We start from the raw sequence: 12,375 nt of genomic DNA, 5'->3' as shown, positions 1-12,375 counted from the left end.
GGGGCCCGGCGCTGCCGCCGGGCCCCTCAGCCGTTCCGGAAAGGAATCCGGCAGGACGCCGGCAGGCTCAGAAGAACACCGAACGCCGCTGCACCAGCAGCTCGTAGAGGGTGTGCTGGATGGTCTCCCGCACCTCGTCGGCCAGGTCGAAGACCAGCATCGGGTCGTCCGCCGCCTCCACCGGGTGCCGGTCGGTGGCGATCGGCTCGCCGAACTGGATCGTCCACTTGGTCGGCAGCGGCACCGCGCCCAGCGGCCCGAGCCACGGGAAGGTCGGCGTGATCGGCACGTACGGCAGGCCCAGGAGCCGGGCCAGCGTCTTGAAGTTGCCGATCATCGGATAGGTCTCCTCCGCCCCGACGATCGAGCAGGGGACGATCGGCACCTGTGCCCGCAGGGCCGAGGCGACGAACCCGCCCCGCCCGAACCGCTGCAGCTTGTACCGGTCGGAGAACGGCTTGCCGATGCCCTTGAAGCCCTCCGGCCAGACCCCGACCAGCTCGCCGCGTTCCAGCAGCGCCTGGGCGTCCTCGTTGCAGGCCAGCGTGTGGCCGGCCTTGCGGGCCAGCTCGTTGATGCCGGGCAGGACGAACACCAGGTCGGCGGCGAGCATCCGCAGGAACCGCCCGCCGGGGTGGTGGTCGTGGATGGCGACCTGGGTCATCAGGGCGTCCAGCGGGATCGTCCCGGAGTGGTTGGCGACGATCAGCGCGCCGCCCTCGGCCGGGATGTTCTCGATCCCGCGCACCTCGATCCGGAAGTACTTCTCGGCGAGCGGACGCAGCAGCGAGAGCAGCACCTCCTCGGTCAGCTCGCGGTCGAAGCCGAACTCGTCCACCTCGTAGTCCCCGGTGACCCGGCGGCGCAGGAAGGCGAGGCCTTCGGCGGCCCGGCTCTCCCAGCCCTTGCCGAACAGCCGGGTGGCGGCCGGGCCGAGCCGCCCGGCCAGCGCCCCGCCGACGGCGTCGGCGAGCTGGTCGGCCAGGCCGGCGGGCCGGTCGGGCTCGCTCCAGCTGGGCGCGGACTCGATCGGGATGACCTTGGCCCGGCCCGGCGCATTCTCGGCTGCGGCACTCATCGCGGGTTCAGCTCCTGGGTCGGTCGGGGCGGGTGGCCGGGCCGTGCTCGCGCCCGAGCAGCGCGGCCAGCCCATCGGTGACGGCGGCGAGCCGCTCGGGCGGCAGCAGGCCGGCGGACTGCGCGGCGGCGAAGTCGGCGAACGCCTCCGGGGTGGTGTACCGGGGCCGGTAGCCGAAGGTCTCGCGCAGCCGGGTGGTGTCCACCACCCGGCCGTGGGTGAGCAGCCGCAGCTGCTCGGGCGAGAAGTCGACCATCCTGGTCTGCCGGGCCAGCCCGGCCATCCAGCTGATCGCGGGCAGCAGCAGCGGCAGCATCGGCCGGCCGAGCCGGCGGGCGCACTGGGAGAGCAGCAGCACGCCCTCCCCCGCCACGTTGAAGGTGCCGGCGTTGACGGTGCCCGGCTCGGGCTCGTCGGCCGCCCGGGAGAGGACCGCGAGCACGTCGTCCTCGTGGACGAACTGCAGCCGCGGGTCGTAGCCGAGGACGGTGGGCAGCACCGGCAGCGCGAAGTACTCGCTGAGCGGGGTGTCGGCGCCGGGGCCGACGATGTTGGCGAACCGCAGCACCGTCACCGCGACATCCGGGCGGCGCCGGGCGAAGCCGCGGACGTAGCCCTCGACCTCCACCGCGTCCTTGGCGAAGCCGCCGCCGGGCAGGTTCTTGGGCTGGGTCCGCTCGGTGAACACCGCCGGGTCGCGCGGCGCCGAGCCGTAGACGCCGGTGGTCGACTTCACGACCAGCCGCCGCACCCCGGGCGCCTTCTGGCAGGCACCGAGCAGTTGCATGGTGCCGATGACGTTGGACTCCTTGACCGACGAGCGGTTGGTGGAGCCCAGGCCGGTGGCGCTCACGGCCAGGTGGACGACGGTGTCGACGCCGTGCTCGGCGATCACCCGGGCCACCGCCGGGCGGCGCAGGTCGAGCTGGTGGAACCGGTACGGCGCGGCGGGCCCGTCCGGCTCCTCGACGGCCTGCCGGGGCGGCAGCACGTCCACGCCGACCACCAGGTCGACGCCGGGCCGGCGGCGGAGCTCGGCGGCGAAGCGGGCCCCCAGCTGGCGGGCCACGCCGGTGACGAGCACGACCTTGCCCACGGTGCTGCACCTCGTTCCTCGGCCTCCGCGGCCTGCGTGCACCGTACCGCGACACCGCGGCGGGCCGTGAAACGACACCGCCCGCCCAGACCACAGGGGTCTGGACGGGCGGTGGAAGCGCCGGGCGCGCAGGGCGCGGCGGGCGCTTACTTCTTGTTGCGGCGCTGCACGCGGGTCCGCTTCAGAAGCTTGCGGTGCTTCTTCTTGGCCATACGCTTGCGACGCTTCTTGATGACAGAGCCCACGGAACAACCCTCGCTCACTGAGACTCCCGTCCGTGAGAGACGGAGTCCATACGACTGACGGAGGGCCTAGCCTACCGTCCGTGGGCCCAGGGCAGTAATCGTGCTCCCGGTGACCGGGAAACTCGGGGGAAATCTGCGGCAAACGAGTGCGGGGCCCACCGGCTGTGAGCCCCGACCCGCCGCCTGTCCTACGCGCTCTCGAGCCGCACGTACGACTCCTTGAGGTACTCGTGCACCGCTTGCTGGGGCACCCGGAAGGACCGCCCGACCCGGATGGCCGGCAGCTCTCCGCTGTGCACCAACCGGTACACCGTCATCTTCGACACCCGCATGACCGCGGCCACCTCGGCCACAGTCAGGAAGACAACTTCCTGCAGGGGGCGTTCGCCGGAACTCATGACCATCACCCGACCCTTACCCGTGTGCAAGGCACCGGCTTCCCCTCCGGTGACTCCACCGGCACACGTGTATCCCCAGAGTAGTTATGGGTGGTACCAGTGGGAAGAGGGAGAAGCGCAGTCCTCGTACGGTGAGAGATAGGACCGTTGCAGTACGTAGTCGCTCGGCGGTCTGCCGTACCGTCCGTGCGCACCGCCCACACCCTTCACAACCGGGGGCCGTGGTTCAGGCCCCGGCCAGGGCCCTGGTCAGTGCCCCCGGTCAGGGCAGCAGGCCGTGGTGGGGCAGGACGGCGCGGCGGGCGGCCAGGATCGCCTGGTCGAGCCGGTCGGCCGGATCGTATCCCGCGTCGAAGTCCCGCCAGGCCGGGCGGGCGCCGTCGGTCATCCGCAGCGGGGCCGGGCGGCGGGTGCGCCGGTACACCTCCGCGCGCCAGGCCTCCGGGGTCTCGGCGGCAGGGTCGACGGGCCGGCCGGCCGCGGTGGCGACGAGGTGGGTCCAGGTCCGCGGGACGACGTCCACGACGGCGTACCCGCCCCCGCCGAGGGCGATCCAGCGGCCCTCGGCGTGCCGGTGGGCCAGGGTGTGCAGTTCCTCGGCGATCAGCCGCTGGGCGTCGACGGTGACGGCGAGGTGGGCGAGCGGATCCTCCAGGTGGGTGTCCGCGCCGTGCTGGGTGACCAGGACCTGCGGGCGGAAGGCGGCCAGCAGCTCGGGCACCAGGGCGTGGAAGGCGCGCAGCCAGCCGGAGTCACCCGTGCCGGCGGGCAGCGGCAGGTTGGCGGCGGTGCCGGGGGCGTCGGGGCCCCCGGTCTCGGTGGCCCAGCCGGTCTGCGGGAAGAGCGTGGCGGGGTGTTCGTGCAGCGAGACGGTGAGGACCCGGGGGTCGTCCCAGAACACCTGCTGGACGCCGTCGCCGTGGTGGACGTCCACGTCGACGTAGGCGACCCGCTCGGCGCCGAGTTCGAGCAGCCGGGCGATGGCGAGCGCGGGGTCGTTGTAGATGCAGAAGCCGGACGCCTTGCCGGGCATGGCGTGGTGCAGGCCCCCGGCGAAGTTGACGGCGTGCGAGGCCTCGCCGCGCCAGACCGCCTCGGCGGCGGCCACCGACTGGCCGGCGATCAGCGCGGAGGCGGAGTGCACGGCGGGGAAGGCCCAGTTGTCGTCGGTGCCGAGCCCGTGCCGCTGGTCCCGCTCCTCCGGGTGGGCGGCGGCGTGCTTGACCGCCTCGACGTATTCGCGGGTGTGCACCAGGTGGAGGGTGGAGTCGCCGGCCGGCGGCGCCGAGCGGACGGTCACACCCGGCCCGGTGTCCAGCCCGAGCGACTCCACGAGGCGCATGGTGAGCGCCAGCCGCTCCGGGTCCATCGGGTGGCCGGGACCGAAGTCGTAGGCGGTGACCGCCTCGTCCCAGAAGAGATGCAGGCCGCAGGGGGTGTCACGCTCGGCTTCGGGCATGGCCTCCACGGTAGTGCGTCGCGGCGGTGCGACAGCCGCCAGGGGCGTGGCCCCGGCCCGCGGGCGCGGCTACCCGCGGGCGTCCCGGCCGGCCGGCCGCGGTGCGGGGCGGCCCCGGTACCGCTCGCGGTGACGGCCGCGGTGCCCGTCCGGCCCGCCAGGCGGCAGCCGGGACAGTCGGGGTGGCCGTGCCGGGCGGCCGTGTCGCGGGTGCGCCAGTGCCGACGGCCGGGCGGGCGCGGGCCCGTGGCCTGGCCCCCACAGGCGCGCATCCTGGAGGTCTACGGCCCGTTCCACCAGCGCCTCGGCGCGCTGTTCGCCGACTACACCACGGCCGAGATCGCCGTCCTCGCGGACTGGTTCACCCGCGCCAAGGCGCTGATGCAGGAGTCACTGGACGAGATCCGCGAGCCCTGAGCCCTGAGCCCAGCACCCGGACCTCGGGCCGCGGGCCTCAGGCCTCAGGCCTCAGGCCTCAGGCCGTCGCCGGGGCGAGCACCGGGACCGGGGCGAACCGGCCGGCCAGCGGCAGGACGGCCAGCACCAGCAGCATCGGGGCGAGCAGCGCCCAGCGGTACGAGCCGGCGCCGGCGATCGCCCCGACCAGGGGCGAACCGATCAGGAAGCCCACGTAGTTGAAGAGGTTGAGCCGGGCCACGGCGGCGTCCGAGTCGGCCGGGAAGAGCCGCCCGCCGGCCGCGAAGACCTGCGGGATGATCGCGCAGATCCCGAAGCCGAGCACGGTAAACCCTGCGATCCCGGCCGCCGCACCGGGCGCGGCGGCCGCCGCCGCGAAGCCCAGCGCGGCCAGTGCGGCACCGCCGCGGACCACCGGGACGGCGCCCCAGCGCTGCACCGCGCGGTCGCCGACCGCACGGCCGAGCAGCATCGCCACCATGTAGCCGAGGTAGGAGAGCTTGGCGACGTCCTCGGGGCTGCCCAGGCCGTCGGTGAGGTACTTGACGCTGTAGTTGGAGACCGAGGCGTCGGCGATGTAGGCGAAGGCCATCGCCAGGCAGAGCGGCAGCAGCGGCCGCCACGGAATGGACCGGGCCGCGGCCTCGGCGGCCTCCCGGACGGCGTCGCCGAGTTCGGCGGGCCCGGCGGCCGAAGGCCGGGGGAGGGTGCCGGCCGCCACGGCGAGCGGGGCGATCACGGAGGCGGCCGTCCCGAACAGGACGGGCAGGCCGAGGTCGTAGTGCGAGCCGAGGCCCGCGAGGGCCGCGCCGACGATGCCGCCGAGACTGAACGCGGCATGGAAGCCGATCATGACCGAGCGGCCGTAGCGGCGCTGGAGGCCCACCCCGAGCATGTTCATACTGGCGTCCAGCGCGCCGACCAGCAGCCCGAACGCGCCCAGCGCGATGGCGAGTTGCCAGAGCGTCCCGCCGAGCCCGGCACCGGCCAGGGTGAGGCAGACGGCGGGCTGGACCACCCGCAGCACGGCCCGCGCGCCGGTCCGCTTCACCAGTTGCTCGGAGAGGATCGAGCCCACCCCGGCCAGGACCGGCACGGCGGCCAGGAAGACCGGCAGCAGCGCGTCGCTGAGCCCGTACCGGTGCTGGAGCTCGGGGATGCAGGTGACCAGCAGAGCGAACGTGACGCCCTGGAGCAGGAAGCTCGCGGCGAGCGCGGCTCTGGCCTGCCGCAGCCGAGGGGGTATCGCGGTGCTCACACGGACCTCGCTACTGGCCGGTACGACGATGTTGGCGAGAGCGTAGGCGGTGGCGGGCGATTGCGGGAGGGGTCGCGCGGGAGTTCCGGGGTCCGGTCCTGCGGGCTCAGAGCAGCGCCGGCACCTCGGCCAGGGCCGCGATCAGCCCGGTGGCACCGGCGGCGGTGAGCTTGGCCGGGTCGGTGAGCGCGGTGTAGCCGTACACGTCCATCCCGGCGGCGCGGGCGGCCAGCACGCCGTTGGGACTGTCCTCCAGCACCAGGCAGCGGGCCGGGTCGACGCCGAGCGTACGGGCGGCGTGCAGGAAGAGGTCGGGCGCGGGCTTGCCGACGCCGACGTCCTGGGCGCTGAAGATCCGCTCCTCGGCGTGGTACCCGCGCAGGCCGGTGACGTCGAGGGCGGTGCGGATCCACGCGTGGCTCGCCGAGGAGGCCAGGCAGTAGGGCACGGACCGCTGCTGAAGCTCCTTCAGCAGCGGCTCCGCGCCCCGGACGGCGGTGAGCTCGGCGTCGAACGTGGCGAACACCCGGGCGTGGAACAGGTCGTCGAAGCCGTCGGGCAGCTTCGCGCCGTCGTACCGCTCGGCGATCACGTCGTGGATCCGGTGGGCGGCGGTGCCCATGAAGTCCCGGTAGGAGTCCTCGGTCGTGGTCGGGTACCCGAGCTCGGTCAGGTACTCGGCGAGCAGCCGGTTGGAGAGCGGCTCGCTGTCCACCAGGACACCGTCGTTGTCGAAGATCACCAGGTCGTAGGCCATGCCGTCGAGCCTACTGGGCGGCTCCGGCCGCCCTACTTTCCGCCGGAGGCCAGCTCCCGGGAGCGGTCCCGGGCCGCCTCCAGGGCGCCGAGCAGGGCGGCCCGCACCCCGTGGTTCTCCAGCTCGCGGATGGCCGCGATGGTGGTGCCGGCCGGCGAGGTGACCGCCTCACGCAGCTTCACCGGGTGCTCGCCGGAGTCCCGCAGCATCACCGAGGCGCCGATCGCCGACTGCACGATCAGGTCGTGCGCCACGTGCCGTGGCAGGCCGAGCAGGATGCCCGCGTCGGTCATCGCCTCGACCAGGAAGTAGAAGTACGCCGGGCCGGAGCCGGACAGCGCGGTGGCCGCGTCCTGCTGGGCCTCCGGCAGCCGCAGCGCCTTGCCCACCGAACGGAAGATCTCCTCGGCGCGCTCCAGGTGCGCCTCGGTGGCGTGCGAGCCGCCGGAGATCACGCTCATCCCCTCGTCCACCAGGACGGGCGTGTTGGGCATCACCCGGACCACCGGGGTGCCGGCCGCCAGCCGGGCCTCGAACCAGGCGGTGGGGATGCCGGCCGCCGCCGAGATCACCAGCCGGTCCGCGCCGACGTGCGGCGCCAGCTCGTCCAGCAGGGTGCCCATGTCCTGCGGCTTCACCGCGAGGATCAGGGTGTCCGCGAGCTTGGCGGCCTCGCTGTTGCCCACCACGGCGACGCCGTACGTGGCGGCCAGCTCGGCGGCCCGCTCCGGCCGGCGGGCGGTCACCAGGACGTCCGCCGGGTCCTTCCCGGCCCGCAGCAGACCGGAGAGCAGGGCCTCCCCGATCTTGCCCGTGCCGAGGAAGGCGATCTTCTGCCCGTGCGCCGCGTTGTTTCCCATGGCCGCTCCTCACCTCGCTACTGCGGCCATCTTCGCACTGCGCCCGCTGTCCGGGCGGGACCGTCCGACCCGTGGGAAGGGAAAGTGTTCTAGGGGAGAACTCGGGGTTCTCCCCTATGGCCCCCGGCTCGGGTGCAGGCGCACCGTGGAGATGTGACTCCTCCTCTCCGGGAGCCGGAGAGGCTTCTCACGTGGCTCCGCGGAGCCTCATGACGGCCAAGCCCTGACCGCCGTCCGAGGACGGGCCACTGATTCATACGCAGGGCTGATCACGCAGGGAGAGGAAATGGCACACGGAGAGATGTCGCGACGTGAGAACCGGCAAGTCGCCGTCGCCGCCGCGACGGTGGGACCGTGGCGGACGGCCGCGGGTGTCGGTGCGGTGGTGGGGGCGACGGCCCTGGGGATCGACGCGATCTCCGGGGCCTGGTCGCTGAGCATGCTGGCCGGTCCGGCCGGCTGGGCGCTGTTCTTCTTCTTCCTGGTCGGCACGGTGGGCGGCCGGCTGCGCCGCGACACCGGAGACCGGCGGCTGCGCGCGTGGGCGGCCGAGCACCCGTGGCAGTCGGCGCTGCCGGCGGCCGGCGGACTGCTGGTGCTGAACACGCTGGCGCAGGCGTTCCTCGGCGACGCGAGCCTGTTCGGCGCGTTCTTCCTCTCGCTGCTGCCGGCCGGCGTGCTGCTGGCGGTCGCGGGCGTGGTCGGCTCGGTGAAGCAGGCCCGCGACAAGGGGTGAGGCGGCCCCGGACCGGACAAAAAGGGGCTATTCCCGCACGCCGCACACGAGTTCACCACAAGGTGCGGACCCGATCGAAGAACCGTCACACCCCGTCGGCATACTGGCGCGATGCCGATAGCCGAAGATCCAGAACCGCGCCCGTCCGAGGGCCGGAGCCCGGACGGGGCGGACCCGTCCGGGGCGGGCGGGAAGGACCCGTTCGACGACCTCGTCCTGGACGAGGAGTTCGTCAAGGGCGCTGCCGTGAAGGAGCAGTCGGGCCGCACCCGGATGCTCGCCGCCCAGTGGAAGCACACCCCTCCGGTCGACCCCGGCGGCCGCCGCTCGGTGAACGACGGCCCGGCGAAGGGGAGGCGGTTGGGCCGCGCCCCGAAGCCGGTCGACCCCTGGGGCGGCCCCCGCCCGCGCCGCCGGCTGGAGTGGCGCACGCCGCTCTACGTGGTGCTGACGATCGCCGTGCTGCTCGCGGCACTGAACCTGAACGCCCTGCGGAGCTGGTACTCCGAGCACTACGGCAGCGACAGCGGCTCCTCCGCCGCGCCGTCCGCGCCCCCGGAGACGGCGAAGCCGACCACCGCACCGCCGGCCGCCGACGCGCAGCAGCCGACCGTGGACCACCCGTGGGCCGGCTCGCCCGCCGAGGGCTGGCCGACCACGCTGGACGCCTTCGAGCTGTCGCAGGCCCCCGGCGCGATCGGGGTGTTCAGCGCCGAGCAGGTGGCCGCCCAGGTCAAGCTGGTGAAGGCGTACCTGGCGGCGGCCAACCTGGATCCGAAGGTGATCGCGGGCGGGCGGCCGGACGCGGCGCTGGCGATGCTCGAACGGGAGACCAGGGACGAGATCGAGGCCGCACTGGCCCACCCGTCGAAGGAGAACGACCCCACCGGGTCGTTCAGCCGCTTCGATCCGCGCGAGACGGTCCCGGTGACCGACACCGTCAAGCTGCAGGGCCGGATCAGCGTCGAGGGCGACGGCGAGAAGGGCGTCGTGGTGCACACAGACTTCACCTACGTCTACGCCCTGCGCCCGGGGCCGGAGGCCGCGCAGCTGGCCGCCTCCCGGCGCCCCACGACGGGCCCCCCGTCGCAGTCGGCGGCTCCTGCCCCCAAGGGCGACGGGACGGCCAAGGGCGACGGGACGGCCAAGCCGGTGGGCCTGCTGGTGCCGGCGGCCGACGTCGCCGGGGACACCTGGACCGCCCGCACCGTGGTACGGAAGATCGAGGACTTCCGGTTCTACGACCCGGGCAAGTACCGGAACGACCCGAAGAAGATCAACTTCGGCAGGAGCCGCTCGGAGTCCGGCAACTCGGCGTGCGACGTCTACGACGGCTACCTCCACCCGCAGTTCAACCAGTTCGCCCGGCCGCAGCCGAATCAGAGCGGGCCGACCAGCGACCCGTACGACCGCTCCAAGGACCTGACGGACCACGAGGACTGCGGCACGGTCAGCCGCAGCTGACCGCCGTCAGCGCTTGCGCTTGCCCCGGCCCGGCGCCTTGGCGTCGGGCCGGCCGCTACGGCCGGCCTGGCGGCGCCCGTGGGCGGCGGTGGCCCGCTCGTACCCGGCCCGCTTGACCGCCTCGCCAGGGGCCTCGGTGAGGCTGCGCAGGAAGTAGGCGAACAGCGCGCCGGCTCCGCCGATGATCCAGACCGCGCCGAGCGACTTCTCCTCGGCCATCCAGCCGGTCAGCTGGTCCCTGCCCTCGGTGAGCAGCGTCCAGTTGCGCAGCCCGGAGAGGCAGGAGCAGATCGCGAGGGCGGCGAGCAGCAGCCCGTTGACGAAGCCCCCGTTGTCGGAGAGCCGGACGCCGTCGACGGCGAGGCGCAGGACGAGGGCCACGGCAGCGGTCGCCAGCAGGGCGCCGACCGGCACGACGACCCGGCGCGTCCAGTAGTCGCTGCCACGGCCGACCCAGCTGGTGCCGAACCAGCGGATCGGCTCCGGCTCGGGGGCGCCGACGGGCTTGGGGGCGGGGGTGGGGTGCTCGGTCACACGGCCGATTATCACCCGGTGCCGCGGGAACGCGGAGGAGCCGTCCGCCGGGGCGGAACGGCTCCTCGTGGTGCGCGGTGCTGTGCGCGGGGTGTCAGGCGGGTGCGCGGTGCGTCAGCCGAGCTTGGAGACGTCGCGGACGGCGCCCTTGTCGGCCGAGGTGGCCATCGCGGCGTAGGCGCGCAGGGCCTGGCTGACCTGGCGGTCGCGGTTCTTCGGCCGGTAGCCGCCCTCGGCCTCCAGCTTCAGCCGGCGCTCGTGGAGCTCCTCGAAGGAGACCTCCAGGGAGATCTTCCGGCCGGGGATGTCGATGGCGATGATGTCGCCGTCCTCGACCAGGGCGATGGTGCCGCCCGACGCGGCCTCCGGGGAGGCGTGGCCGATCGAGAGGCCCGAGGTGCCGCCGGAGAAGCGGCCGTCGGTGACCAGCGCGCAGGCCTTGCCGAGGCCGCGGCCCTTCAGGAAGGAGGTCGGGTAGAGCATCTCCTGCATGCCGGGGCCGCCCCTGGGCCCCTCGTAACGGATGACGACGACGTCGCCCTCCTTGACCCGCTTGGTGAGGATCGCGTCGACGGCGTCCTCCTGGGACTCGACCACGACGGCCGGGCCGCTGAAGGTCCAGATCGACTCGTCCACGCCGGCGGTCTTCACGATGCAGCCGTCCTCGGCGAGGTTGCCGTACAGCACCGCGAGGCCGCCCTCGACGGAGTAGGCGTGCTCGACGCTGCGGATGCAGCCCTTGGCCGCGTCGGTGTCCAGCGACTCCCAGCGCTCGGACTGCGAGAACGCCTCGGCGGAGCGGACGCAGCCGGGGGCGGCGTGCCAGAGCTCGACGGCCTCGGCGGACGGCGAGCCGCCGCGGACGTCCCAGGTCTTCAGCCACTCCGCGAGCGAGTCGGAGTGGACGGTGTGCACGTCCTCGTTGAGCTGTCCGCCGCGGTAGAGCTCGCCGAGGATGGCGGGGATGCCGCCGGCCCGGTGCACGTCCTCCATGTAGTACGAGCCGTTGGGCGCGACCTTGGAGAGGCAGGGCACCTTGCGGGAGATGGCGTCGATGGCCCGCATGTCGAAGTCCAGCTCGGCCTCCTGGGCGGCGGCGAGCAGGTGCAGGATGGTGTTGGTCGAGCCGCCCATGGCGATGTCGAGGGCCATGGCGTTCTCGAAGGCGGCGCGGGTGGCGATCGAGCGCGGCAGGACGGAGTAGTCGTCCTGGTGGTAGTGGCGCTTGGTGATCTCGACGACGGTCCGGCCGGCCCGCTCGTACAACGCCCTGCGGGCGGTGTGGGTGGCGAGCACCGAGCCGTTGCCGGGCAGCGAGAGGCCGATCGCCTCGGTGAGGCAGTTCATCGAGTTGGCGGTGAACATGCCCGAGCAGGACCCGCAGGTCGGACAGGCGTTCTCCTCGATGATCGCGATGTCCTCGTCGGAGACGTTCTCGTTCACCGCCTGGGAGATCGCGTCGACCAGGTCGAGCTTGCGCACGGTGCCGTCGACCAGGGTGGCCTTGCCGGCCTCCATCGGACCGCCGGAGACGAAGACGGTGGGGATGTCGAGGCGCAGCGCCGCCATCAGCATGCCGGGGGTGATCTTGTCGCAGTTGGAGATGCAGATCAGGGCGTCGGCGCAGTGCGCGTTGACCATGTACTCCACGGAGTCGGCGATCAGGTCGCGCGAGGGCAGCGAGTAGAGCATGCCGCCGTGGCCCATCGCGATGCCGTCGTCCACCGCGATGGTGTTGAACTCGCGCGGGATGCCGCCCGCCTGCTTGATCGCCTCGGAGACGATCCGGCCGACCGGCTGCAGGTGGGTGTGGCCGGGGACGAACTCGGTGAAGGAGTTGGCGACCGCGATGATCGGCTTGCCGAAGTCCTCGCGGGCTACGCCGGCGGCCCGGAGAAGCGCCCGGGCGCCTGCCATGTTGCGACCGTGGGTGACCGTACGGGACTTCAGCTCGGGCACTGTGCTCCACTCCTTCGGAGGCCGGCGGCGCCGCCGGTAGGGAGGGTGCGGCGGCCGCTGTGTCTTCCGAGACTACGCCCGCCGTCCGGGCGGTGGACGCCACGTCCGCGATGC

At 73.3% G+C, this 12,375-nt stretch carries 13 protein-coding genes; 3 read left to right on the top strand and 10 right to left on the bottom strand.

The features are described 5' to 3' along the window. Positions 1–67: 67 nt before the first annotated feature. From OG286_RS22895 to OG286_RS22875, 5 genes are all read right to left on the bottom strand, one after another. Positions 68–1,078: a lysophospholipid acyltransferase family protein gene (locus tag OG286_RS22895; RefSeq protein ID WP_405360239.1), complete on the bottom strand. Its 1,011-nt coding sequence runs from the start codon at positions 1,076–1,078 to the stop codon at positions 68–70. Positions 1,079–1,085: 7 nt separating this feature from the next. Beyond that, positions 1,086–2,174, bottom strand: coding sequence for an NAD-dependent epimerase/dehydratase family protein (locus OG286_RS22890; protein WP_396321860.1), 1,089 nt, complete (start codon positions 2,172–2,174; stop codon positions 1,086–1,088). Positions 2,175–2,320: 146 nt separating this feature from the next. Next, positions 2,321–2,419, bottom strand: coding sequence for a 30S ribosomal protein bS22 (locus tag OG286_RS22885; protein ID WP_003948845.1), 99 nt, complete (start codon positions 2,417–2,419; stop codon positions 2,321–2,323). 188 nt (positions 2,420–2,607) lie between these two features. After that, positions 2,608–2,817, bottom strand: a complete 210-nt coding sequence (locus OG286_RS22880) for a helix-turn-helix domain-containing protein (RefSeq protein ID WP_148644250.1) — start codon at positions 2,815–2,817, stop codon at positions 2,608–2,610. Between the two features lie 262 nt (positions 2,818–3,079). Beyond that, positions 3,080–4,276, bottom strand: a complete 1,197-nt coding sequence (locus OG286_RS22875) for an acetoin utilization protein AcuC (RefSeq protein WP_396321861.1) — start codon at positions 4,274–4,276, stop codon at positions 3,080–3,082. Between the two features lie 246 nt (positions 4,277–4,522). Between OG286_RS22875 and OG286_RS22870 the strand changes: the two genes are divergently transcribed. Beyond that, the gene (locus OG286_RS22870; RefSeq protein ID WP_396321862.1) at positions 4,523–4,693 is read left to right on the top strand and encodes a hypothetical protein; all 171 of its coding nucleotides are present in this window, start codon (positions 4,523–4,525) and stop codon (positions 4,691–4,693) included. A gap of 58 nt (positions 4,694–4,751) precedes the next feature. Here the strand turns inward: OG286_RS22870 and OG286_RS22865 are convergent, their stop codons facing one another. From OG286_RS22865 to proC, 3 genes are all read right to left on the bottom strand, one after another. Continuing rightward, complete coding sequence (locus OG286_RS22865) at positions 4,752–5,951, bottom strand: MFS transporter (RefSeq protein WP_396321863.1); 1,200 nt, start codon at positions 5,949–5,951, stop codon at positions 4,752–4,754. Positions 5,952–6,057: 106 nt separating this feature from the next. Next, positions 6,058–6,708 carry an HAD family hydrolase gene (locus OG286_RS22860; protein WP_396321864.1) on the bottom strand — a complete coding sequence of 217 codons (651 nt, stop codon included), beginning with the start codon at positions 6,706–6,708 and terminating at the stop codon, positions 6,058–6,060. Between the two features lie 32 nt (positions 6,709–6,740). Further along, positions 6,741–7,568 (bottom strand): pyrroline-5-carboxylate reductase, encoded by an 828-nt coding sequence (gene proC, locus OG286_RS22855; protein WP_396321865.1) that lies wholly within the window; start codon positions 7,566–7,568, stop codon positions 6,741–6,743. Between the two features lie 286 nt (positions 7,569–7,854). Between proC and OG286_RS22850 the strand changes: the two genes are divergently transcribed. Both OG286_RS22850 and OG286_RS22845 read left to right on the top strand, forming a co-directional pair. Next, complete coding sequence (locus OG286_RS22850) at positions 7,855–8,304, top strand: hypothetical protein (RefSeq protein WP_396321866.1); 450 nt, start codon at positions 7,855–7,857, stop codon at positions 8,302–8,304. 111 nt (positions 8,305–8,415) lie between these two features. Next, positions 8,416–9,768, top strand: coding sequence for a hypothetical protein (locus OG286_RS22845; RefSeq protein ID WP_396321867.1), 1,353 nt, complete (start codon positions 8,416–8,418; stop codon positions 9,766–9,768). Between the two features lie 6 nt (positions 9,769–9,774). Here OG286_RS22845 and OG286_RS22840 read toward each other — a convergent pair whose 3' ends face one another. Both OG286_RS22840 and ilvD read right to left on the bottom strand, forming a co-directional pair. After that, complete coding sequence (locus OG286_RS22840; RefSeq protein WP_396321868.1) at positions 9,775–10,302, bottom strand: EamA/RhaT family transporter; 528 nt, start codon at positions 10,300–10,302, stop codon at positions 9,775–9,777. Positions 10,303–10,416: 114 nt separating this feature from the next. Next, on the bottom strand, positions 10,417–12,261 hold the full coding sequence (gene ilvD, locus OG286_RS22835) for a dihydroxy-acid dehydratase (RefSeq protein ID WP_396321869.1): 1,845 nt from the start codon (positions 12,259–12,261) through the stop codon (positions 10,417–10,419). Positions 12,262–12,375: the final 114 nt, after the last annotated feature.

The sequence above is a fragment of the Kitasatospora sp. NBC_00039 genome, assembly GCF_045160625.1.
GTDB lineage: Bacteria > Actinomycetota > Actinomycetes > Streptomycetales > Streptomycetaceae > Kitasatospora.
The sequence above is the reverse complement of the archived record's forward strand: the minus strand, read 5'-3'. Positions and strand labels throughout refer to the sequence as shown.

Bases quoted from the DNA above. Each gene is read 5' to 3' on its own strand.
- OG286_RS22895 (WP_405360239.1), bottom strand. From the start codon at position 1,078: ATGAGTGCCGCAGCCGAGAATGCGCCGGGCCGGGCCAAGGTCATCCCG.
- OG286_RS22880 (WP_148644250.1), bottom strand. From the start codon at position 2,817: ATGAGTTCCGGCGAACGCCCCCTGCAGGAAGTTGTCTTCCTGACTGTG.
- OG286_RS22875 (WP_396321861.1), bottom strand. From the start codon at position 4,276: ATGCCCGAAGCCGAGCGTGACACCCCCTGCGGCCTGCATCTCTTCTGG.
- OG286_RS22860 (WP_396321864.1), bottom strand. From the start codon at position 6,708: ATGGCCTACGACCTGGTGATCTTCGACAACGACGGTGTCCTGGTGGAC.
- proC (WP_396321865.1), bottom strand. From the start codon at position 7,568: ATGGGAAACAACGCGGCGCACGGGCAGAAGATCGCCTTCCTCGGCACG.
- OG286_RS22850 (WP_396321866.1), top strand. From the start codon at position 7,855: ATGGCACACGGAGAGATGTCGCGACGTGAGAACCGGCAAGTCGCCGTC.
- OG286_RS22845 (WP_396321867.1), top strand. From the start codon at position 8,416: ATGCCGATAGCCGAAGATCCAGAACCGCGCCCGTCCGAGGGCCGGAGC.